The organism is Rhodococcus coprophilus NBRC 100603 (assembly GCF_001895045.1).
GTDB classification, from domain to species: Bacteria; Actinomycetota; Actinomycetes; order Mycobacteriales; family Mycobacteriaceae; genus Rhodococcus; species Rhodococcus coprophilus.
The window spans coordinates 50,215-71,092 of record NZ_BDAM01000002.1 but is presented as its reverse complement, the minus strand read 5'-3'; the positions used below and the strand labels follow the sequence as shown (position 1 = coordinate 71,092).

Genomic DNA, 20,878 nt, shown 5'->3' with positions numbered 1-20,878 from the left:
ATCGCATCGATGGATCCCGCACGAAGGAGTCCATACAATGAACAATCCCAAGCCCCAGGTCTTGGTGGGTGTCGTGCCCGGCACTGCTGCGACGGTGGTCGAGGCAGCGGCAGGGTTAGCCGACGATTTGGGCGCGGACTTGGTCTGCGCCACTGTCGACGCCTCCAGCGAGAAGGTTGAGCAACGACCCGATGGGACGGTCGTGTCGGCGCCCATCAATCCCGACCTGCCTTTCACCGAGACCGAGGAATTCGATCCCAGGCTGCGGGCAGAGATCGCGGGAGTCATGGATCCGCTGCCAGTGAAATGGTCCGTCCGCGCGCTGGCGGGTGGTCCGGCGCAGGAGCTTGCCCGCCTGGCCGACCAGTTGGACGCGGCCCTCATCGTGGTCGGCTCACGCGAATCGGGTTTCCGGGGTTCAGTCGAAGAGTTCTTCACTGGGTCACTCTCCGTGCAACTTTCCCACCGTCAGCACCGTCCGGTGGTAATCATCCCGCGCAAACCGGTCCTCGACGACGACGGCTTACTGCCGTGGGAACAAGTCAAGGATCCCAGCGGAGGCTAGATCACGACTCCCGAAACTGCCTGCAAGCGACCACCGCGGACAACGTCGACTCCCGCACATAGCGCAAGATGGGCGAGCGCCGGGGCTACCCAGTTCCCAGGGCAGTGGTAACGACGTTGATGGGCCTGCACGAAGGGCATTTCGCCGACCAACTGATCCTGGACCTCGCCGCGACGACTACGGTCAGATCCTGCACGACTGCTCGATGTGCGGGCCCCCGAACCCGAGACTCTTGCGCGTCATTGATTCCGCGGTTTCTGGCGTGGCCGGGGTCCGGCGTCGAGCAGGACCGTTCGAACGTCCTGTGTGGTTTGTGGTGCCCTCGGTGAGACTCGAACTCACACTGCACGGGTTTTGAATCCGTTTCCTCTGCCAATTGGGATACGAGGGCATGCTTGCGGAGACCACTGTAAGGGATCAGGCGCGTCGGTCAAACACCGGTACCCTTCAATCGTTCCACCCCTTCGCGGGGGCCGCCAGAGCACGATGGGAAGGGCCGATCATGACAACCGCGCCGCACGACAACACTGCAACTCCACGGAGGGTCGTCGTTGCGGAAGACGAGACGCTGATCAGGCTCGATCTGGTGGAAATGCTGCGCGAAGAGGGTTACGACGTGGTCGGCGAGGCCGGCGACGGACAACGCGCGGTCGAGCTGGCGGAGGAACTCTCGCCGGATCTGGTGATCATGGACGTGAAGATGCCCCGCCGGGACGGGATCGACGCGGCATCGGAGATCGCGCAGCGTCGAATCGCTCCTGTGGTCATTCTCACAGCCTTCAGTCAGCGAGAACTCGTCGAGCGTGCTCGTGACGCCGGTGCGATGGCATACCTGGTCAAACCGTTCTCCAAGAGCGACCTCGTGCCCGCGATCGAGGTGGCCGTCAGCCGGTTCGCGGAACTGCGCGAACTCGAACGCGAGGTCGCCGGGCTGTCGGAGCGATTCGAGGCCCGCAAACTCATCGATCGTGCCAAGGGTCTGCTCATGGCGAAGCATGCAATGAGCGAACCGGAGGCCTTCCGGTGGATCCAGCGTGCCGCGATGGACCGGCGGACCACCATGAAACAGGTTGCTGAGGTCATCGTCGACACCTTGGGTTCCGAAGCGGCCGGCTGATCCTCGGCTCGTTACGTCCGGATCAATTCTCCTGCCCGAAATATAACGGTCGGGTCACAACGATTTCGCCTGTGTTCGAATCGTCACTTCTGCGGCTATGTTTCGACGACATCCGGCGCACCAGCCGGGGGGGACAGGCGATTGAAGGAGAGTTGGATGGCAAAACGGACCTATGTCCGCGCCGCTGCGGTTCTCGGTGCTGTGACACTCGCACTCGCGGGTTGTAGCTCGGACAGCGACGATTCCACGAGTGGTTCCGCCGAGGGCGGTGGTTCCGCGACCGCCACGACTGTCGACACCGACTGCGAACCCGAACAGGCCACACCCGGGGCAACCCCGGCGACCGGCCCGCTGAAGATCGGCACCCTGCTCCCCGAGACGGGCAGCCTCGCGTTCCTCGGTCCGCCGGAGGTCGCGGCAGTACGCCTGGCAGTGGACGAGATCAATGCTGCCGGTGGCGTCCTGAACCAGCCCGTGGAGCTGATCCCGGGCGACTCGGGTGACACCACCACCGATACCGCGAACGCCACCGTCGACCGGGAACTCGCCGCGGGTACCCAGGTGATCATCGGTGCGGCGTCGTCGTCGGTCTCGCTCAAGGTGATCGACAAGATCGCCAGCGCGGGCGTGGTCATGTTCTCGCCGGCCAACACGTCCGATCAGTTCGTGTGTTACGCCGATGGCGGCATGTACTTCCGTACCGCGCCCACGGACTCCCTGCAGGCGCAGGCACTTGCTCAGCTCATCGCCGAGGACGGCGCTCAGCGCGTCTCGATCCTCGCCCTGAACGATCCGTACGGCACGGGCCTGGCCGAGAACACCGTGACGAACCTCGTCGACGCCGGTATCCCGGAAGACCAGATCCAGAAGATCATCTACGACCCCAACGCGCAGTCCTTCAACGCCGAGGTCGACCAGGTCGCCAACTTCGGTCCCGACGCTGTGGCGCTCATCGGATTCGAGGAATCGGCCAAGATCATCACGCGTATGCACGAGGTCGGCATCGGCCCGTCCGACGGCATGGCAGTCTTCGGTGTCGACGGGAACATGGGCAACGCGCTCGGCGACAGCGTCGCCGACGGCCTGCTCGCGGGCATGGCAGGCACGACCCCTCTCACCGACACCGGTGAGGCCTTCCAGCAGCGTCTGCTCGAGGTCGACCCCGCGCTCATCGACTTCAACTACGCCGGAGAGTCCTACGACGCAGCGATCGTGTCGGCGCTCGCCGCCGAGGTGGCCGGCTCCACCGCCGGCGTCGACATCGCGGCGAACATCAACGCCGTGACGAAGGACGGCGAGAAGTGCACCACGTACCAGCAGTGCAAGGACCTCATCGCGGCGGGCCAGGACATCGACTACGACGGCGCGACCGGCGAGCTGTCGTTCGTGGATGCCGGTGAGCCCGGTGTCGGCTCGTACGGCCGTCTCGTCTTCGGACCCGACAACACCTTGACGACCGAGGATTACATCGTCGTGGGTGGCTGACAGACACGTAGAACCCTGATGGGGCCGGTCATCCAATCGGATGACCGGCCCCATCGTGTGCCGCGGATACCCGCGTCAGGGAGTCTTCTTCTCCTTGCTGCCCGCGAGAGTCCCGAGGTACAACTCGATGACCTTGGGGTCGTGCATGAGGTTGGACCCGGTGTCGGTGTAGGCGTTACGGCCCTGATCGAGCACGTACCCGCGGTCGCAGATCTGCAGACAGCGCCGCGCGTTCTGCTCGACCATGATGATCGACACGCCCGCGGCATTGATCTTCTTGCAGCGGATGAACACCTCGTCCTGGAACATCGGCGACAGGCCCGCCGACGGCTCGTCGAGAAGCAGGACCGACGGATCCATCATCAGTGCGCGGCCCATCGCCACCATCTGCCGCTCACCACCGGACAACGCCCCCGCCTTGACCTTGCGGCGTTCCCCGAGAAGGGGGAACAGGGTCGAGACCCGGTCGAACTGCTCGCCGAACTGTTTGGGCCGCAGGTAGATTCCCATCTCGAGATTTTCCTCGATGGTCAGCGACGGAAAGACGTTCTGCGTCTGCGGGACGTACCCCACGCCCTTACGCACGAGGACGTGCGCGGGCGCCGAGGTGATCGACTCACCGCGGAGCGTGACTTCGCCTCGCCGCACCGGGATCAGGCCGAACAATGCCTTGAGCAGAGTGGATTTGCCGGCGCCGTTCGGGCCGATGATGCCCACGATCTCGCCCTCGCGGAGAAAGAAGTTGCAGCCGCGCAGGATATCGACTCCTGGAAAATAGCCGGCGACGACGTCGTCCGCACGCACGAGCGCGCCTTCTGCCGATCGTGCGTGCTCGTCGGGGGTGGCGGCCGCTTCGGCCGGGGTCATGGACCCGTCAGGCGGGGTGTCGCTCATGACTTCTCCTGAGATGCGGGTGGATCGGTGGGCCGCACTGCGTCCGGGTCGGACAGGTCGGCTCCGGATTCGAGGACCTGGGCCTCCGCCTCGGCGAGAACCTCGGCGAGTTCCGCGGTCGCTCCCACCGGGTTGCCTTCGTCGTCGAACTCGAGTGCCTGGTCGTGGTGACTGCCGAGATAGGCATCGACGACCGCGGTGTTGTCGGCGAGCCGGTCCGGGGGCGCTTCCGCGATCACCGATCCTTGTGCCATCACCACCACCCAGTCGGAGATGTCCCGGATGACGTCCATGTCGTGCTCGACGAACACCACGGTCATGCCGTCGTCGCACAGCGACTTGATGTGCCCGAGCAGACTCTGGGTCAGCGCGGGGTTCACCCCGGCCATCGGCTCGTCGAGCATGACGATCGTCGGCTCGGTCATCAGCGCCCGTGCCATCTCGAGTAGCTTGCGCTGTCCACCGGACAGGGAACCGGCGAGGTCGTCGGCCTTCTGCTCGAGATTGAAGCGGGCGAGCAGGTCGCGGGCACGTTCTGTGATGGCTCGTTCCTGCGCGTGCCACGTCCAGGGCAGCATCGCGCCCGCCATGCGTTCACCGGTCTGGTGGCGTGCGCCGAGCCGGACGTTGTCGAGCACCGTCATCTTCGACAGTGCCTTCGTGAGCTGGAAGGTGCGGACGATGCCCTGCCTGGCCACCCGGTGCGGTGGCATCCGGCCGAGGGATCGGCCGTCCATGTTCCACGTCCCGGAGTCGGCATGATCGAAGCCGGTGAGGAGGTTGAACAAGGTCGTCTTGCCCGCACCGTTCGGTCCGATCAGGCCCGTGATGCAGCCTCGCTGGATCTCGAGATGGTCGACGTCGACGGCCTTGAGGCCGCCGAAGGTCCGGGACACGTTGTCCACCACCAGAATCGGATCCGCTTTCGGGCTTCCCGGGCGATGGTCGATGTCCGCGAACACGGCTATTCGCTGCTCACGGGTGAGGGGAGTACGGATGGTGGTGTCAGGCATCGAGTTGTACCTCCCGCTTGCTGCCCAGGATTCCTTGTGGACGGAACACCATCATCACCGCGATGAGGATGCCCAGGAGGACGAATCGCATCGCCCCGACCTGCTGTTCGGTGAGCGAGATCAGCGGATCGGGTCCGGAGATCGCCTGGCGCAGGAATGCGTCCGGGAGTGTGAGGATGAACCAGAACAACATCGCCCCGAGGACCGGGCCGAACACGGTGGCGGCGCCGCCGAGGATCAACGCGCCGAACGCGAAGAACGTCTGCGCCGTGGAATAGAAGTCCGGGTTGATGGACTTGGTCTGCAGCGCGTTGAAAATGCCGCCGAGGCCGCCGATCATGCCGCCCAGTACGAGAGCCTGCATCTTGTAGACGAACACGTTCTTGCCGAGGGCGCGGGCGGCGTCCTCGTCCTCGCGGACCGCTTTGAGGACGCGACCCCACGGGCTGTGCGACAGCAGGTAGACGACGCCGCACAGCACGAGCACGAGCGTCCAGCCGACCACCATCGCCCACAGGTCGTCACCGTAGAAGCGCATCCCGAGCAGGTTGTACTGCTTACCGGAGTCGAACGGACTCCAGGCCGTGAACGGACCCGCGAAACCCCACAGTCCGCGGGTCGATCCGGTGACGGAGTCGGACGCGGTGGACCGGAACACCAACCGCAGGATCTCGGCTGCGGCAATCGTGGCGATCGCCAGATAGTCGGCACGCAGGCGCAGCGTCGGGATACCGAGCAGGAGAGCGAGCAGCGCAGGGAGCGCGAGGCCGACGAGTACGCCGACCCACAGCGGCTGACCGTAGGTGACGGTCATGATGCCTACTCCGTACCCGCCGAGCAGCGCGAAGCCGATCTGGCCGAAGTTGAGCAGGCCCGCGTATCCGAAGTGGAGATTGAGGCCGATTGCGAGAAGCGCATAGAAGATGGCCGACGGGCCGATCATCTGCGCGAAGGACACTTGGAGAACAGCGAGGAGGTCCATGTGTCACCCGATCCTTGTTCTGCTGCCGAGGATGCCCTGAGGGCGGATGACCAGAATCACGATGAGTACCAGCAGTCCGCCGATGTACTTCAGGTCGGGATTGATCACCAGTGTGGACAACTGCACGAGCAACCCGACGACGACACAGCCGAGCAGCGCGCCGTAGGCCGTTCCCAGTCCGCCGAGGATGATCCCCGCGAACATCAGCAGGAGCAGCTTGAAGCCCATCTCCCACTGGACGCGTCCCCCGAGCTCGGAGAGACCGAACAACACACCGCCGAGCGCGGCGAGTCCGCCGCCGAGGCCCCACACGAAGCGGATCACCTTCTCGACGTCGATGCCCGACGACGCGGCGAGATCGCGATTGTCGGCGACCGCGCGCATCGCTTTGCCGATCCGGGTGCGCTGGAGCAGCAACGCCACCCCGACGAGCACCACCAGGCTGATCACGATGCACGCGAGATTGACCGGGGTGATCGCGAGCGGACCCCACTGGAGCTGACGCTGTGCTTGGTAGTCGTTGTAAGGCTGAGCGCGGTCGGAGAAGAAGATGAGGATCAGGTACCGCAACGCGATGGCGAGACCGATCGACACCACGAGCTGTGCGATCAGGCCGGTGCGCCGCCGCCGTAGCGGAGCCCAGACCAGCGTGTTGTTGAGCCAGCCGATGATGACGCCGACGATGATCGCGAGGATCGTCGCGGGTACCAGGTGGATGCCGAAGCTGACGTTGAAGACCCAGGCCGCGACCGCGCCCAGCGTCACCAACTCGCCGTGCGCGAAGTTCGTCAGACCCGTCGTCCCGAAGATCAGGCTCAGGCCGACGCCCGCGATGGCGATGATCAGGCCGAATCGCAGGCCGTCGACGATGGTGCGGATCAGTGTCTCCGCGAACGCCACGTTCGACCCGGACCGAGCCTCGCCGAAGGAGAAGATCACGGTGTTGGGCTGGCCGGGGGCCACCTCGCGGCTGACGGTCGACTGCACGCTCACGTCGTCGGGGAGGCTGTCCCCGACCACCTCGAAGACGTACGTTCCGGGCGGCACCGCGAGTTCCCAGCGGCCACCGTCGGCGGACTCCGTCTCCCCGACGATCTCACCCGACGCGTCCGACGCGCGGACGGTGACGCCGTCGAGCCTGTCTCCCGCGTTGTTGAGTGTGCCGCGGACGGTCACGGCGTCGTCGGCGATCTGCGAATCCTCGGAGGGAGGGGCGACGGTGCCTGTGGGCGGCGGCTCCGGAGGGTCTTGAGCGGCGGCGCTTCCGCCACCCGCCACAAGGCCGAACATCACCGCCAGGAGCAATAGCACTAGTTGGAATCCGGACGCCCATCGTCGTCGCCGGAGTCTCACCGTAGGGGCCACGCAGGTCCTCCCAAATCGGGTGCAATGTTGGTCGAGAACGACGCCTGGGCGGTGTCGTGAGTGGGCACTTTAGCGGCTATGACGGAAATGCACCGACATCCTTGGTTTCCCACGTGTTTCGCTTCCGTGCCGCACGAAAACACTGGTGTTTCCGGAACTCGAGCGGCGTGCGCGCGGACTCGGGTCTTCGACGGTGTCGGGGCCGGTCCCTAGACTGAGCGCGTGACCCGTGCTGCATCTTCCTCGACTACGCCCACCGCGGACGCCGACGCCCGCCCGACCCTTCTCCTCCTCGACGGACACTCTCTGGCGTTCCGCGCCTTCTACGCGCTGCCGGCGGAGAACTTCAAGACCCACAGCGGGCAGACCACCAACGCGGTGTACGGGTTCACCTCCATGCTCATCAACCTGCTCCGCGACGAACAGCCCACACATGTCGCCGCGGCGTTCGACGTCAGCCGCAAGACGTTCCGCGCAGAGTTGTTCGCCGCGTACAAGGCTCAGCGCAGCGCCGCACCTGACGAGTTCAAGGGACAGATCGAACTCACCAAGGACGTGCTCGGCGCGATGGGCATACCCGTCATGGCGATCGAGGGCTACGAGGCCGACGACCTCATCGCCACCCTCGCGACCCAGGCGAATGCGCTCGGATACAAGGTGCTCGTGGTGACGGGCGACCGCGACGCGCTCCAGCTCGTCAACGACGACATCACCGTGCTGTATCCGCGGCGCGGTGTCTCCGACCTCACCCGCTTCACCCCCGAGGCCGTCGAGGAGAAGTACGGCCTGACCCCGGCGCAGTACCCGGACTTCGCTGCGTTGCGCGGCGACCCGAGCGACAACCTGCCCGGTATCCCGGGTGTCGGAGAGAAGACCGCCGCGAAGTGGATCAGGGAGTTCGGCAGTCTCAGCGGTCTCGTCGACCGGGTCGACGAGGTGCGCGGCAAGACCGGCGATGCACTCCGCGAGAACCTGTCGAACGTGCTGCTCAACCGGCAGCTCACCGAGATGGTGCGCGACGTGGCGTTGCCGTACTCCCCGGATCAGCTCGCGCTGGCTCCCTGGGATCGTGACCGCATCCACCGTCTGTTCGACGACCTCGAATTCCGGGTGCTGCGAGATCGGCTGTTCGAAACGCTCGCCTCCGCCGCGCCCGAAGCCGAAGAAGGCTTCGAGGTACGCGGCGGGATCGTCGAGCCCGGCGCTCTCGGCGACTGGCTCGCGACACATGCCGTCGCGGGGCAGCGTCACGGGTTGTCGGTCGTCGGACCGGGAACGCCGTACGGGGGAGAGGCCACCGCAATCGCGATCGCAGCGGCCGACGGTGACGGCGCCTACGTCGCGACCATCGCGCTGACACCCGAGGATGACGCGGCCCTCGCGGCATGGCTTGCCGACCCGACCGTCGAAAAAGCGTTGCACGAAGCGAAATCCGCGATTCACGCCCTGCGGGGTCGTGGCTGGACGATCGCCGGCCTCACCAGCGACACCGCCCTCGCCGCCTACCTCGTTCGGCCGGGGCAGCGCAGCTTCAAACTCGACGACCTGTCGCTGCGGTACCTCAAGCGCGAACTGCGGGCCGAGAACGACGGCGACGGTCAGTTGTCTCTGCTCGACGATGCGGACGCTGTCGACGAGCAGGCCGCGCAGACCCAGATCCTTGCCGCCCGCGCGGTCGTCGACCTGGCTGCGGCGCTCGACGCGGAACTGGCCGACATCGAATCGGTGGCATTACTCTCCGAGATGGAACTGCCGCTGCTCGAGGTGCTCGCCGACATCGAGGCCACCGGTATCGCCGTCGACGCCGACCACCTCTACGACCTGCAGTCCGGGTTCGCGGCCGACGTCGCCGCCGCGGCGAACGCCGCCTACGAAGTGATCGGCAAGCAGATCAATCTCGGTTCACCGAAGCAGTTGCAGGTCGTGCTCTTCGACGAACTGGACATGCCCAAGACGAAGAAGACCAAGACCGGGTACACCACCGACGCCGACGCGCTGCAGGGCCTGTTCGACAAGACCGGCCACCCGTTCCTGGAACATCTTCTCGCACACCGGGAATCGACCAAGATGAAGACCACCGTCGACGGGCTGATCAAGTCGGTGGCCGACGACGGCAGGATCCACACCACGTTCAACCAGACGGTCGCGGCGACCGGCCGGCTGTCATCGACCGAACCGAACCTGCAGAACATTCCGGTGCGCACCGACGCCGGCCGGCAGATCCGCGAGGGCTTCGTCGTCGGTGAGGGGTTCGACATGCTGCTCACCGCCGACTACAGCCAGATCGAGATGCGCATCATGGCGCACCTCTCGGGTGACGAAGGTCTGATCGAGGCCTTCCGCACGGGAGAGGACCTCCATTCGTTCGTCGCCTCGCGCGCGTTCGGTGTCCCGCTCGACGAGGTCACCCCGGAACTGCGGCGGCGGGTCAAGGCCATGTCCTACGGTCTGGCCTACGGTCTGAGCGCGTACGGTCTCGCACAGCAGCTCAAGATCTCCGCGGAAGAGGCGCGCGCACAGATGGAGGCGTACTTCACCCGGTTCGGTGGGGTGCGCGACTATCTCCACAATGTGGTCGAGGAAGCCCGGAAGGTCGGCTACACCTCGACGCTCTACGGGCGGCGCCGGTACCTGCCGGACCTCAACAGCGACAACCGGCAGCGCCGGGAGGTGGCCGAGCGCGCGGCGCTCAACGCCCCGATCCAGGGCACCGCCGCCGACATCATCAAGGTCGCGATGATCGATGTGCAGCGCGCCCTGCGCGCGGCGGACCTACGTTCGAGGATGCTGCTCCAGGTGCACGACGAGCTCGTTCTCGAGGTCGTCGACGAGGAACGCGAGCAGGTCGAGGCGATCGTGCGGGAGAAGATGGACTCCGTGATCGAATTGTCGGTGCCCCTCGAGGTGTCGGTCGGCTACGGCCGCAGCTGGGACGCCGCCGCCCACTGACGGGCCGCACCTACCGGATACCGGACAACGACGGCAACGTCCTCCCTACCCGCGAGGGTGGGGAGGACGTTGGCGTGACGGGGAGGCACGGTCAACGGGACCGTGGTCCTGGCAGGTCAGTTCTGGGTGTTCTGCGCTTCTGCGATCTGCTTGCGCACATCGTCCATGTCGAGCGCCTTGACCTGGCTGACGAGGTCGGCGAGGGCTGCCGGCGGAAGCGCGCCGGCCTGGTTGTAGACGAGAATGCCTTCTCGGAAGGCCATGATCGTCGGAATCGACCTGATGTTCGCTGCCGCTGCGATGCCCTGTTCGGCTTCGGTGTCCACCTTGGCGTGCACCACGTCGGGGTGCTCGTCGGACGACGCCTCGAAGGTCGGGGCGAACTGCTTGCACGGGCCGCACCAATCGGCCCAGAAATCGACGAGCACGATGTCGTTGCTGGTGACGACTTCGTCGAAATTCTGCTGCGTGAGAGCCTGGGTTGCCACGGAAATCCTTTCGTCGGCGTATCGCCCGGTCCAACATCCGGATGTCTCGTTTTCTTCCCGCCACGCTACGCGAGCCCCTCCGCTCATGTGGGGCGCTCGGCGAGCCGGGGCCGTCCGAAGGTCAGGAGACCGGCACCGATTCGGCGGCCCGGAAGGCCCGGCGGTAGGCCTGGGGTGTGGTGTGCCGGAGGCGCAGGAAGTGTTGCCGGAGCACCGCTGCGGTGCCGAATCCGACGCGGTCGGCCACAACGTCGACCGGGAGGTCGGTGTCCTCGAGGAGGCGCTGAGCGCCGAGAACGCGCTGGTCGCGCAGCCACCGCGCCGGAGTGGTCCCGGTTTCGGCGGTGAAGCGGCGCGCGAACGTGCGGGGTGACATGTGCACCTTCGCGGCAAGGGCCGGGACGGGCAGGTCGCTTCCCAGATTCTCGGTCATCCAGTCGAGGAGCGGACCCAGGGCCTCGGACTCGCATTCCGGCAGGGGCATCGCGACGTACTGCGCCTGACCGCCGTCGCGGTGCGGTGGAACGACCATCCTCCGGGCGATCGAGTTTGCGACGTGGGAACCCTGCACCGTGCGCACGATGTGCAGGCACAGGTCGATGCCCGCGGCGGTGCCCGCGCTGGTGAGGACCGAGCCGTCGTCGACGTAGAGGACATTCGGATCGACCAGCGCATCGGGGTACATCTCGGCGAGCCGGGCGGAATGCCGCCAATGGGTGGTACAGCGGCGTCCGTCGAGAAGTCCCGCGGCGCCCAGGACGAACGCGCCGGTGCACAGACTCGCCACCCGGGCCCCGCGGTCGACCGCCGCGCGAAGCCGCTCGAACAGCGGCTCGAGGTCGGACGTGTCGTTGCAGTCCCCGCACAGGAAGGACGGATCGTCGAGTGAGGCTGTGTCGGTGCCTCCGGCGGGAAGTATCACCAGGTCGGCGTCGTCGATCTTCGCGAGGTCGTAGGGTGCGTCGATCGTGAACCCGAATCGGGTCCGGGAGGGGGTCGGGCTGCCGGCGATCAACGAGAAATCGTAGGTGGGCAAGCCGTCGTCGGACCGGTCGAAGCCGAAGACCTCGCACACCACACCGAGTTCGAACATCTCGGTGCGGGGCAGGACGGGGACGACGACTTTCTCGAGTTTGTCGGCCATAGAGCCAGTGTGACACCGCAGTGGCAGAAAAGCGAGGAACCATGTCGTTTCTGCCACTGTTGTGCGGTATCGGGCCGCGCGACGCTGGTAATCATGATCGCGCTACTGCTTCTGCTGCTCGTCGTACTGCTTATCCTGGACGTCCTCGCTCTCATGGGTAAGACGCCCGACACCCACATGGAGATCACCCAATTCGGGGATTACAAATTTTGAGCACCGCCCGAGAATGCGGTCAGACCAGCCGCCACTCGCGTTTGGCCGTACCGTCCCACCGGCGGATTCCGCTGCTCGTCCCGGTGAGGTCGCGTCCGCCGACGTGCGCTGCGATCAAGGCGGCGCCGATGCGATCGGCAGGTACCCGGCGAGCCAATGTCACGTGCGGCGTCCATTCTCCGGGCCTGATGTGTGCCGGCACCCCGGGGCACTCCGCGAGTAGACCGAACAGACGCGCATGCAGATCGAGAAGAGCCGACGACGGTACGACGAGCCGGGCAAGCGTCGCGTGACGGTCCCCGAACACCACGACACCGCCGAGTCGCACCGGCAGGGGAGTATCGCTCAGGGTCGCGCGCACCGCATCCTCGACCTCGGCCGGGATCTCGGCCGAGACGAACAGCGTCACGTGTGGCCGATTGCTGGGGGAGCGGATGCGCCCCTGCGAGGTGACACCGGCGTCGAGCATCCTCGACCATTCTTCCCGCACCGCCGCGTCGAGGTCGTCGTCGAGCAGTAGTTCCACCGACTGCACCATGGTGAGCAATGATGACCGGGTGACCGTCCGGGCCGCAATGTCCCGCGCCCGCCGAGGTTGCTGCAGTGCGCGGGCAGGCCGTCGCAGGGGCGCTGTTGCCGATCAGCGCCGAGTCGCCGATGTGGAGTCCCGGACCTGCGTGGGTTCGCGTCATTGCCCGGCGCGAGCGACGGGGACGGCCTGTTATTCGGGTTCCAGGCGATCGCTCAGTGCCACCAATGCGTCCGGAGACCATGTGAGGGTGCCGGATTCGAGGTCGGCGACGACCCCGCGGAGCCAGTCGAGTTCGGCCCGGGCCAGTGCGGCCTTGTGCTCGTTCTCCAGGGTGAGCACGCGCGGCAGGCCGAGTTCCGTGGTCGTTGCGGACGTCTCGTCCGCGTCCGCCAACTGCTGCTCCAGGATCGGGATCCGGCGCGCAAGATGGCCGCGTACCACCTCCGGGGGCAGGATCCCCGCGATGGCCACTGCAGCCCTGAACTCGGGGAACTCGCGTGCGGGCTCGGCCAGCACGACGCCCATCCAGTCGTCGAACGCCGTGCGTCCCTTCGGGGTGATCTCGTACACCGTGCGACTGGGACCGGTTCCCGCCGGATGCGTCTCGCGTACCCGGACCAACTCGTCGCGCAGGAGCCGGTCGATCACCTGGTAGACGCTGTTGCTGCGTGCCACGTTGACCACGTCGTCCTTGCGTCTGGACTTGATCAACTGCTGCATTCGGTACGGGTGCATCGGCCGCTCGGCGAGCAATGCCAGCAACACCATCACGAGGGGAGACCTCGGGCGCAGATTCATGCTAGCCATATTATGGGTATCCATATTATGGTTAGCGGATGACGCGAGCATTGATCGTCGGAGCGGGTATCACCGGGCCCGTGACCGCCATGGCTCTGCAGCGGGCCGGGATCGAATCGACCGTGTACGAAGCCCACGACCGCACCGCTGACGGTGTCGGCGCGTTCCTTACGCTGGCGATCAACGGATTGCACGCCCTCGAGCACGTCGGTATCGGCCCCGCGACACTCGGTGGATTCGACACACCGGCGATGTCGATCCGCAGCGGCACCGGCCGCCGACTGGCGACCTTCGCTTCCGGGCGACCGGGCAGTCCCTTCGTCAGCCGGACCCTCAGCCGCTCGGATCTCTACGCCCGTCTACGGGACGAGGCTGTCGCGCGGGGCATCCGCATCGAGTACGGCAAGCAACTCGTGGATTCGCACAGCACCCCGGGCGGCACGGTGTGGGCCGAGTTCGCCGACGGCACATCCGCAGAAGGCAACGTTCTCATCGGAGCAGACGGGTTGCACTCGCGGACAAGGACATTGATCGACCCTTCATGTCCGGAGCCGCGTTACACCGGGTTGCTCGATACCGGCGGATATGCCCACGGCGTCACCGTCACGGAACCCGACGGCCAGTTCACCATGATGTTCGGCAAGAAGGCGTTCTTCGGCTACCTTCAGCGCCGCCCCGGCGACGTCTGGTGGTTCGCGAACATTCCCGAAAAAAAGCAACTGTCGCCGACGGGCCTCGCCGGATTTACGCCGGAGCGGTGGCGGGCCGAACTGACCGATCGATTTGCCGGTGACGCCGGACCCGCCACCGACATCATTTCCGCAACCGACCACATCGTGCCCCCGTGGAACACCTGCGACCTTCCGCACGTGGACCGCTGGAGTGCCCGTTCGACGGTGCTGATCGGAGATGCCGCCCACGCCATCTCCCCGTCGTCCGGCCAAGGTGCCTCACTGGCCATCGAGGACGGCGTGATGCTGGCCCGGTGCCTGCGGGACTCGGACATCCCCTCGGCGCTTCGGACCTTCGAACGGTTGCGGCGGGATCGCGTCCAGAAGCTGATCGTCCAGGCCAAGCGAACCAGCGATATGAAGATCGCGAACCCGTTGACAAGGGTGATTCGCGACCGCCTCGTCATGCCACTGGTGGCCCGGTACGCACGGAACGCTACCGAGCGACCGGACTGGATCCAGGACTATCGGATCGAGTGGGACGGCCCGGTGCACGGTGGCGCCTGACACAGTCCGGTGTGTGCCGCCGCCGGAGTGATGGAAAACATGTTCCGATCTCGTCCGGCTTCCGGCGTGTCCGCTCAGCAGTTCCGATCGGCCGACGGCAACGGGGGCGACCCCGAATTCGCCGGCACCGTCGTCGCGTCTTCGGCCGTCCCGGCAGGCGTGTGATTCGGTCACGCGGCCACAGGTTGGATACTGTTTCTCTGTGAATGAAACAGTGCGCACCCATGGGTGGGAGCACTCCGAAGGCTCCCGGCCCGCCGGACACCGGGCTCTCGGGCTACGCCGCTACCGACGGTTCGCGGCAGCGTTCATCGGGTCGCTCGTCGTGCTGTGTACCGCCACAGGCTGTGTCGTGAACTCGGAATCGACCGTGCCCGCGGGCGACCGTGTCCGCGCCGAGCGGGTCGACAGCATCGCCGCCCAGCTTCCCGACTGGGCCTCCGACCCCGACCTCCAGGTCGGCGTCAACGTGCCCTATGCCCCCAACGAGTTCCGGGACGACGACGGCACGATCGTCGGCTTCGGCGTCGAACTCGTGCAGGCGCTCGGCGACGTGCTGGGTGTGCAGACCGTCTTCAACGAGGCCGACTTCGACCGGATCATCCCGGCGGTGCAGGCCCGCACGTTCGATCTCGGGTCGTCTTCGTTCACCGACACGCTGGAACGCGAGGAAACCGTCGACTTCGTGACCTACTACAGCGCCGGGGTGCAGTGGGCGCAACGGACCGGCGAGCACGTCGATCCCGACAACGCCTGCGGGATGCGTGTCGCGGTGCAGACCAACACCGTCGAGGACATCGAAGAAATCCCCGCGAAGAACGAGGCGTGTCTCGCGGCAGGACTCCCGCCGATCGACAAGGTCAAGTACGACAGCCAGGACGAAGCCGCGAACGCGCTCATCCTCGGACGCGTCGACGCCCTGTCCGCCGACTCGCCGGTCACCGCGTACGTCATCGCCCGGAGCGAGGGCCGGCTCGAGTCCGCCGGACCGCTGTTCGACGCGGCGCCGTACGGCTTCGTCGTCGCGAAGGAATCACCGCTGGGGCCCGTGCTGCAACAGGCGGTCCAGCACCTCATCGACACAGGTGCCTACGCCGAGATCCTCGAGCGCTGGAACATGTCGGCCGGGGCGATCACCACGTCACAGATCAATGCGGCAACGAGCTGAGAGGGAACCGATGAGCGAGCACACGCATCCGAGCAGCGGTGCGCCTGCGACCGAACCGGAACCGATCCAGGCGGTGCCGCTGCGGCATCCCGGACGATGGATCTCCGGGGCGCTGGTGCTGATCGGACTGGGCCTGTTCCTGTGGGGCGCGGCCACCAACGACGCCTACCGCTGGGATGTGTACGGCCAGTACCTCTTCGACAGCCGCATCACCGCAGCCGCCTGGAAGACGGTGCAGCTGACGGCACTCGCGATGCTCATCGCCGTGTTGCTCGGTGTCCTGCTCGCCGTGATGCGCCTGTCGCCGAACCCGGTACTGAAGTCGGTGTCGTGGCTCTACCTGTGGGTCTTCCGTGGCACCCCGGTGTACGTGCAACTCGTGCTGTGGGGCCTGTTCCCGTCGATCTACAAGCAGATCGACCTCGGAATCCCGTTCGTTCACCAATTCGTCCACATCGACGTCCAGGGGCTCAACGCCGCATTCCTGTTCGCCGTCGTCGGCCTCGCACTCAACGAAGCCGCCTACATGGCGGAGATCGTCCGCGCCGGCATCGGATCGGTCCCGGAGGGCCAGGTCGAGGCGTCGACCGCCCTCGGGATGTCCTGGTCCCAGACCATCCGCCGCACCGTGCTGCCCCAGGCCATGCGGGTGATCATCCCGCCGACCGGCAACGAACTGATCAGCATGCTCAAGACCACGTCGCTGGTGGCGGCGGTGCCCTACAGCCTCGAGTTGTACGGGCGGGCACGCGACATCTCGGGCGCGAACTTCCAGCCCATCCCGCTGCTGCTCGTCGCGGCGACCTGGTACCTCGCCATCACCAGCGTCCTGATGGTGGGGCAGTACTTCATCGAACGGCACTACTCGAAGGGTCTGAGCCGCCACTTGACGAACCGCCAGTTGCAGGCCCTCGCCGACGCGCAGGAGCTGCCGGCCGTCGCGCCGAAGAACCCGAATCACCCCGGAGGTGGCCTCGCATGACCTCGACCGAAACGCCGATGGTTCGCGCGGACCGCGTGTGCAAGAACTTCGGGGCCGTCAAGGTCCTCAAGGGCATCTCCCTCGAGGTGGGACGCGGTCAGGTCGCGTGCATGATCGGGCCGTCCGGTTCCGGCAAGTCCACCTTCCTGCGGTGCATCAATCACCTCGAACGTGTCGATGCCGGACGCCTCTACGTCGACGGTGAACTCATCGGCTATGCCGAACGCGGCTCCAAGCTCCACGAACTCCAGCCCAAGGTCGCCGCCCGGCAGCGCCGCGACATCGGCATGGTCTTCCAGCACTTCAATCTCTTCCCGCATCGCACGGCACTCGAGAACATCATCGAAGCCCCGGTTCTGGTGAAGAAGGTCAAACGCACCGAGGCAATCGAACGGGGTCGCGAACTTCTTGCCCGTGTGGGGCTTTCCGACAAGGCCGATGCCTATCCGGCTCAGTTGTCGGGCGGGCAGCAGCAACGTGTGGCGATCGCCCGGGCTCTCGCGATGGATCCCAAACTCATGCTGTTCGACGAGCCCACCTCCGCCCTCGACCCGGAACTCGTGGGCGAGGTCCTCGCTGTGATGCGTGACCTCGCTGCCGGCGGCATGACGATGGTCGTGGTCACCCACGAGATGGGCTTCGCGCGCGAAGTCGCCGACGAACTCGTCTTCATGGACGACGGTGTCGTCGTCGAAGCCGGCAACCCGCGTGAGGTGCTGTCGAACCCGCAGCACGAGCGCACCCGCGGCTTCCTGTCACGTCTTCTGTAGCGGCGTACCCGCCGGTTCAGGCGGGTTTGCGGCTGCAGAAGATCGCGGTGCCCGGGAAATACTCGCCGCGCAGGGGGCTCCACTGTCCCCACTCGCGGTCGAGGTGCTCGGGCCACTCGGGTTCGATGATGTCGTACACCTCGAGGCCCGCGCCGACGAGTTCGCGCACCCGGTCGCCGATCGTGCGGTGGTGTTCGACGTACGTGGCGGTGCCGGTGTCGTCGAGTTCCACGTAGGGGGTGCGGTCGAAGTACGGGAACATCGCGACCAGTCCTTTTTCGCTCGGATCGTCGGGGAAGATCCAGCGCATCGGATGGTTGACGGAGAACACCCACCGGCCGCCCGGGCGCAACACCCGCGCGACCTCCCGCATGACCCGCGCCGAATCCGCCACGAACGGCACCGCGCCGAACGCGGAACACACGACGTCGAAACTCCCGTCCGCGAACGGCAGATTCTCGGCCCCCGCCTGGACGAGCGGCACCCGGCGCGCAGCAGGCGTGCCGGCCGTGTCCATCGCAGCGAGTCCGCGCTCGAGCATCGCCATGGAAATGTCGAGACCGACGGGACGGGCTCCGTGTTCGGCCAGCCAGCGTGCACACGGAGCGGAACCGCAGCCGATCTCGAGCACGTCGCGGCCCGCGATGTCGCCGAGCAGGTGGACGTCGCCCTCATGAAGTCCTTCGGGACACCAGACGAACTCGCCCGCGGCCGAGTCGACGCCGAGGAACTCGCCGTGTGTGCGGTGGTAGTCCTCGGCGTCCGCGTCCCACCACGCTCGGCTGGCCCGCTCGCTGTCCCGGGACCCGAGCCGGATGCGGCCCACCTTCGACGTTCCGAGCAACGCGTTGGCCGCGGCGTGCCGTTCCTCGGGTGACAGTTGGGACTGGTGAGGTGCTGTGCCGGAGGGGTTTTCGGAGCTGACCATGGATGCGAGAGTAGAGGGGTGCGGCGCGCGGGCGCGCGGGAGGGGCCGCCCTGGTTTGCCCAGCTCCCATGGGGGCGCGTAGCCTGGTGAAGCGAGTGTCCGCTGCTCGGCTTCATCGGTCGGACGGGGACGCTCGCCGTGATTCGATCACCGCTTCATCGCAGTGCCCGATTCGCATGCCCGACCGAAGTTCCATCAACCGACTATCAACCCGTCCGGAGCAACTCAACACATGGCCTCCACCACCGTCACCTCGCCGCAGGTAGCCGTAAACGACATCGGCTCCGCCGAGGATTTCCTCGCCGCCATCGACGCCACGATCAAGTACTTCAACGATGGCGACATCGTCGAAGGCACGATCGTCAAGGTCGACCGCGACGAGGTGCTGCTCGACATCGGTTACAAGACCGAAGGCGTCATCCCGTCCCGTGAGCTCTCCATCAAGCACGACGTCGACCCCAACGAGGTCGTGTCCGTGGGCGATGAGGTCGAGGCTCTGGTCCTCACCAAGGAGGACAAGGAAGGCCGCCTGATCCTGTCCAAGAAGCGTGCGCAGTACGAGCGCGCCTGGGGCACGATCGAGGAGCTCAAGGAGAAGGACGAGGCCGTCAAGGGCACCGTCATCGAGGTCGTCAAGGGCGGCCTGATCCTCGACATCGGCCTGCGCGGCTTCCTGCCCGCGTCGCTCGTCGAGATGCGTCGCGTCCGCGACCTCCAGCCGTACGTCGGCAAGGAGATCGAGGCCAAGATCATCGAGCTCGACAAGAACCGCAACAACGTGGTCCTGTCGCGCCGCGCATGGCTCGAGCAGACCCAGTCCGAGGTCCGCAGCGAGTTCCTGCACCAGCTCCAGAAGGGCCAGGTCCGCAAGGGCGTCGTGTCCTCCATCGTCAACTTCGGCGCCTTCGTCGATCTCGGCGGTGTCGACGGCCTCGTGCACGTCTCCGAGCTGTCCTGGAAGCACATCGACCACCCGTCCGAGGTTGTCGAGGTCGGCACCGAGGTCACCGTCGAGGTTCTCGACGTCGACCTGGACCGCGAGCGCGTGTCCCTGTCGCTCAAGGCGACGCAGGAAGATCCGTGGCGTCAGTTCGCCCGGACCCACGCAATCGGCCAGATCGTCCCGGGCAAGGTCACGAAGCTGGTTCCGTTCGGTGCGTTCGTGCGCGTCGAAGAGGGAATCGAAGGCCTCGTGCACATCTCCGAGCTGGCCGAGCGCCACGTGGAGGTTCCGGACCAGGTTGTCGCAGTCGGCGACGACGCGATGGTCAAGGTCATCGACATCGACCTCGAGCGTCGTCGTATCTCGCTGTCGCTGAAGCAGGCGAACGAGGACTACACCGCCGAGTTCGACCCGTCGAAGTACGGCATGGCCGACAGCTACGACGAGCAGGGCAACTACATCTTCCCCGAGGGCTTCGATCCCGAGACCAACGAATGGCTCGAGGGTTACGAGAAGCAGCGCGAGGAGTGGGAGTCCCGCTACGCGGAGGCCGAGCGTCGCCACAAGATGCACACCGCTCAGATCGAGAAGATGGCTGCCGACGAGGCCGCCGAGGCTGCTGCCGGCGTGTCCAGCAGCAACTACTCGTCCGAGACGGATGCCGAAGAGCCCGCCGAGCAGACCGGTGGCTCGCTGGCCAGCGATGCTCAGCTCGCTGCACTGCGCGAGAAGCTGTCCGGCAACGCCTGACAGATCTGATCGACTCTGATCGACGGAAGACCCCACACCGATTCGGTGCGGGGTCTTCCGCATTCCGGAGGTGCACACCGCGCGGCACCTTCGAGAGCGGACGACGACGGCGACCCCTCCCATCTGGGAGGAGTCGCCGTCGTCGTGTATGTGCAGGTAGTCGCGGTCCGACCCGACCGTGCGGATCAGCCCACGGCGGGCGTGGCCCACTGCGTGGGAAGCGAAGCGGCGCGCTTGCGCATGGCGGCGTGACTGTGCCGCGCGTTGCTCAGCAGCGTGGTGAACCAATTGCGCCGGTGCTCGGCGAGCGCGGCTGCCACCTCGGGAATGAGGACGCAGTGAACACCGTGTTCCATACCGAGGCGATGTCGACCGGAAGGTGAGGGGGAGGAACGCATGGCCTGCCTTCTCGATGAACGGGATAACCGGAGTCGGACGCTTCGACACGACGATAACCGACGGGCAACCTCCTCCCGCGCATTTATTGCAGGTGGGGGGCGTGTTTCTCGTGGGCGGGCAGTCTCGCGACCCGCCTGTGACCGCTCCGTGACTGT

Annotated in this window: 20 protein-coding genes and 1 tRNA gene; 10 read left to right on the top strand and 11 right to left on the bottom strand. The window is 66.2% G+C overall.

Annotated features, from left to right (window positions below; all coding sequences use genetic code 11):
• Positions 1–37 precede the first annotated feature (37 nt).
• Positions 38–565 carry a universal stress protein gene (locus tag RDCOP1_RS04675; protein WP_072698965.1) on the top strand — a complete coding sequence of 176 codons (528 nt, stop codon included), beginning with the start codon at positions 38–40 and terminating at the stop codon, positions 563–565.
• A gap of 314 nt (positions 566–879) precedes the next feature.
• Here RDCOP1_RS04675 and RDCOP1_RS04670 read toward each other — a convergent pair.
• Positions 880–956 (bottom strand) — tRNA-Leu (locus RDCOP1_RS04670).
• Positions 957–1,067: 111 nt separating this feature from the next.
• Here RDCOP1_RS04670 and RDCOP1_RS04665 point away from each other — a divergent pair.
• Positions 1,068–1,682 carry an ANTAR domain-containing response regulator gene (locus RDCOP1_RS04665; protein WP_072698964.1) on the top strand — a complete coding sequence of 205 codons (615 nt, stop codon included), beginning with the start codon at positions 1,068–1,070 and terminating at the stop codon, positions 1,680–1,682.
• 156 nt (positions 1,683–1,838) lie between these two features.
• On the top strand, positions 1,839–3,167 hold the full coding sequence (locus tag RDCOP1_RS04660; RefSeq protein WP_072698963.1) for an ABC transporter substrate-binding protein: 1,329 nt from the start codon (positions 1,839–1,841) through the stop codon (positions 3,165–3,167).
• A gap of 75 nt (positions 3,168–3,242) precedes the next feature.
• Here RDCOP1_RS04660 and RDCOP1_RS04655 read toward each other — a convergent pair whose 3' ends face one another.
• The 4 genes from RDCOP1_RS04655 to RDCOP1_RS04640 are packed head-to-tail and all read right to left on the bottom strand — an operon-like array spanning position 3,243 to position 7,346.
• Positions 3,243–4,061 carry an ABC transporter ATP-binding protein gene (locus RDCOP1_RS04655; RefSeq protein WP_072698962.1) on the bottom strand — a complete coding sequence of 273 codons (819 nt, stop codon included), beginning with the start codon at positions 4,059–4,061 and terminating at the stop codon, positions 3,243–3,245.
• On the bottom strand, positions 4,058–5,074 hold the full coding sequence (locus tag RDCOP1_RS04650; protein WP_072698961.1) for an ABC transporter ATP-binding protein: 1,017 nt from the start codon (positions 5,072–5,074) through the stop codon (positions 4,058–4,060). Before RDCOP1_RS04650 ends, RDCOP1_RS04655 begins: the two co-directional genes overlap by 4 nt.
• Complete coding sequence (locus RDCOP1_RS04645) at positions 5,067–6,056, bottom strand: branched-chain amino acid ABC transporter permease (RefSeq protein ID WP_072698960.1); 990 nt, start codon at positions 6,054–6,056, stop codon at positions 5,067–5,069. The genes RDCOP1_RS04650 and RDCOP1_RS04645 overlap by 8 nt, the downstream gene beginning before the upstream one ends.
• Positions 6,057–6,059: 3 nt before the next feature.
• Positions 6,060–7,346, bottom strand: a complete 1,287-nt coding sequence (locus RDCOP1_RS04640; RefSeq protein ID WP_174555772.1) for an ABC transporter permease subunit — start codon at positions 7,344–7,346, stop codon at positions 6,060–6,062.
• A gap of 297 nt (positions 7,347–7,643) precedes the next feature.
• On the opposite strand from RDCOP1_RS04640, the gene polA reads away from it, so the two are divergent.
• Positions 7,644–10,370 carry a DNA polymerase I gene (gene polA, locus RDCOP1_RS04635; protein ID WP_072698958.1) on the top strand — a complete coding sequence of 909 codons (2,727 nt, stop codon included), beginning with the start codon at positions 7,644–7,646 and terminating at the stop codon, positions 10,368–10,370.
• A 116-nt stretch (positions 10,371–10,486) separates the two neighbouring features.
• On the opposite strand, the gene trxA is transcribed toward polA, so the two are convergent.
• The 4 genes from trxA to RDCOP1_RS04615 all read right to left on the bottom strand — a co-directional run bounded on the left by trxA (position 10,487) and on the right by RDCOP1_RS04615 (position 13,545).
• Positions 10,487–10,858, bottom strand: a complete 372-nt coding sequence (gene trxA / locus RDCOP1_RS04630; protein ID WP_072698957.1) for a thioredoxin — start codon at positions 10,856–10,858, stop codon at positions 10,487–10,489.
• Between the two features lie 121 nt (positions 10,859–10,979).
• A complete protein-coding gene (locus RDCOP1_RS04625; RefSeq protein ID WP_072698956.1) occupies positions 10,980–12,002 on the bottom strand; it encodes a GlxA family transcriptional regulator in 1,023 nt (340 codons plus the stop codon).
• Between the two features lie 232 nt (positions 12,003–12,234).
• The gene (locus tag RDCOP1_RS04620; protein WP_072698955.1) at positions 12,235–12,753 is read right to left on the bottom strand and encodes a 2'-5' RNA ligase family protein; all 519 of its coding nucleotides are present in this window, start codon (positions 12,751–12,753) and stop codon (positions 12,235–12,237) included.
• Between the two features lie 183 nt (positions 12,754–12,936).
• Entirely contained in the window at positions 12,937–13,545 is a 609-nt protein-coding gene (locus RDCOP1_RS04615) for a PadR family transcriptional regulator (RefSeq protein ID WP_197713473.1), read from the bottom strand.
• Between the two features lie 38 nt (positions 13,546–13,583).
• On the opposite strand from RDCOP1_RS04615, the gene RDCOP1_RS04610 reads away from it, so the two are divergent.
• The 5 genes from RDCOP1_RS04610 to RDCOP1_RS04595 all read left to right on the top strand — a co-directional run bounded on the left by RDCOP1_RS04610 (position 13,584) and on the right by RDCOP1_RS04595 (position 17,703).
• Entirely contained in the window at positions 13,584–14,783 is a 1,200-nt protein-coding gene (locus RDCOP1_RS04610; protein WP_072698953.1) for an FAD-dependent oxidoreductase, read from the top strand.
• A gap of 39 nt (positions 14,784–14,822) precedes the next feature.
• Positions 14,823–14,948 carry a hypothetical protein gene (locus RDCOP1_RS21710; RefSeq protein WP_255311410.1) on the top strand — a complete coding sequence of 42 codons (126 nt, stop codon included), beginning with the start codon at positions 14,823–14,825 and terminating at the stop codon, positions 14,946–14,948.
• Positions 14,949–15,093: 145 nt separating this feature from the next.
• The gene (locus tag RDCOP1_RS04605; protein WP_072699165.1) at positions 15,094–15,951 is read left to right on the top strand and encodes an ABC transporter substrate-binding protein; all 858 of its coding nucleotides are present in this window, start codon (positions 15,094–15,096) and stop codon (positions 15,949–15,951) included.
• Between the two features lie 10 nt (positions 15,952–15,961).
• On the top strand, positions 15,962–16,933 hold the full coding sequence (locus RDCOP1_RS04600; protein WP_072698952.1) for an amino acid ABC transporter permease: 972 nt from the start codon (positions 15,962–15,964) through the stop codon (positions 16,931–16,933).
• Positions 16,930–17,703, top strand: a complete 774-nt coding sequence (locus RDCOP1_RS04595) for an amino acid ABC transporter ATP-binding protein (RefSeq protein WP_072698951.1) — start codon at positions 16,930–16,932, stop codon at positions 17,701–17,703. The genes RDCOP1_RS04600 and RDCOP1_RS04595 overlap by 4 nt, the downstream gene beginning before the upstream one ends.
• 16 nt (positions 17,704–17,719) lie before the next feature.
• Here the strand turns inward: RDCOP1_RS04595 and RDCOP1_RS04590 are convergent, their stop codons facing one another.
• Positions 17,720–18,631 (bottom strand): class I SAM-dependent methyltransferase, encoded by a 912-nt coding sequence (locus tag RDCOP1_RS04590; RefSeq protein ID WP_072698950.1) that lies wholly within the window; start codon positions 18,629–18,631, stop codon positions 17,720–17,722.
• A 232-nt stretch (positions 18,632–18,863) separates the two neighbouring features.
• Between RDCOP1_RS04590 and rpsA the strand changes: the two genes are divergently transcribed.
• Positions 18,864–20,324, top strand: coding sequence for a 30S ribosomal protein S1 (gene rpsA, locus RDCOP1_RS04585; RefSeq protein ID WP_072698949.1), 1,461 nt, complete (start codon positions 18,864–18,866; stop codon positions 20,322–20,324).
• 185 nt (positions 20,325–20,509) lie between these two features.
• Here rpsA and RDCOP1_RS04580 read toward each other — a convergent pair whose 3' ends face one another.
• A complete protein-coding gene (locus RDCOP1_RS04580; protein ID WP_072698948.1) occupies positions 20,510–20,722 on the bottom strand; it encodes a hypothetical protein in 213 nt (70 codons plus the stop codon).
• Between the last annotated feature and the right edge of the window lie 156 nt (positions 20,723–20,878).

Coding starts and splice junctions, on each gene's coding strand:
- RDCOP1_RS04675 (WP_072698965.1), top strand. CDS start 38: ATGAACAATCCCAAGCCCCAGGTCTTGGTGGGTGTCGTGCCCGGCACT.
- RDCOP1_RS04665 (WP_072698964.1), top strand. CDS start 1,068: ATGACAACCGCGCCGCACGACAACACTGCAACTCCACGGAGGGTCGTC.
- RDCOP1_RS04660 (WP_072698963.1), top strand. CDS start 1,839: ATGGCAAAACGGACCTATGTCCGCGCCGCTGCGGTTCTCGGTGCTGTG.
- RDCOP1_RS04655 (WP_072698962.1), bottom strand. CDS start 4,061: ATGAGCGACACCCCGCCTGACGGGTCCATGACCCCGGCCGAAGCGGCC.
- RDCOP1_RS04650 (WP_072698961.1), bottom strand. CDS start 5,074: ATGCCTGACACCACCATCCGTACTCCCCTCACCCGTGAGCAGCGAATA.
- RDCOP1_RS04645 (WP_072698960.1), bottom strand. CDS start 6,056: ATGGACCTCCTCGCTGTTCTCCAAGTGTCCTTCGCGCAGATGATCGGC.
- RDCOP1_RS04640 (WP_174555772.1), bottom strand. CDS start 7,346: ATGTTCGGCCTTGTGGCGGGTGGCGGAAGCGCCGCCGCTCAAGACCCT.
- RDCOP1_RS04625 (WP_072698956.1), bottom strand. CDS start 12,002: ATGGCCGACAAACTCGAGAAAGTCGTCGTCCCCGTCCTGCCCCGCACC.
- RDCOP1_RS04620 (WP_072698955.1), bottom strand. CDS start 12,753: ATGGTGCAGTCGGTGGAACTACTGCTCGACGACGACCTCGACGCGGCG.
- RDCOP1_RS04615 (WP_197713473.1), bottom strand. CDS start 13,545: ATGAATCTGCGCCCGAGGTCTCCCCTCGTGATGGTGTTGCTGGCATTG.
- RDCOP1_RS04610 (WP_072698953.1), top strand. CDS start 13,584: ATGACGCGAGCATTGATCGTCGGAGCGGGTATCACCGGGCCCGTGACC.
- RDCOP1_RS21710 (WP_255311410.1), top strand. CDS start 14,823: ATGTTCCGATCTCGTCCGGCTTCCGGCGTGTCCGCTCAGCAGTTCCGA.
- RDCOP1_RS04600 (WP_072698952.1), top strand. CDS start 15,962: ATGAGCGAGCACACGCATCCGAGCAGCGGTGCGCCTGCGACCGAACCG.
- RDCOP1_RS04595 (WP_072698951.1), top strand. CDS start 16,930: ATGACCTCGACCGAAACGCCGATGGTTCGCGCGGACCGCGTGTGCAAG.
- RDCOP1_RS04590 (WP_072698950.1), bottom strand. CDS start 18,631: ATGGTCAGCTCCGAAAACCCCTCCGGCACAGCACCTCACCAGTCCCAA.
- rpsA (WP_072698949.1), top strand. CDS start 18,864: ATGGCCTCCACCACCGTCACCTCGCCGCAGGTAGCCGTAAACGACATC.
- RDCOP1_RS04580 (WP_072698948.1), bottom strand. CDS start 20,722: ATGCGTTCCTCCCCCTCACCTTCCGGTCGACATCGCCTCGGTATGGAA.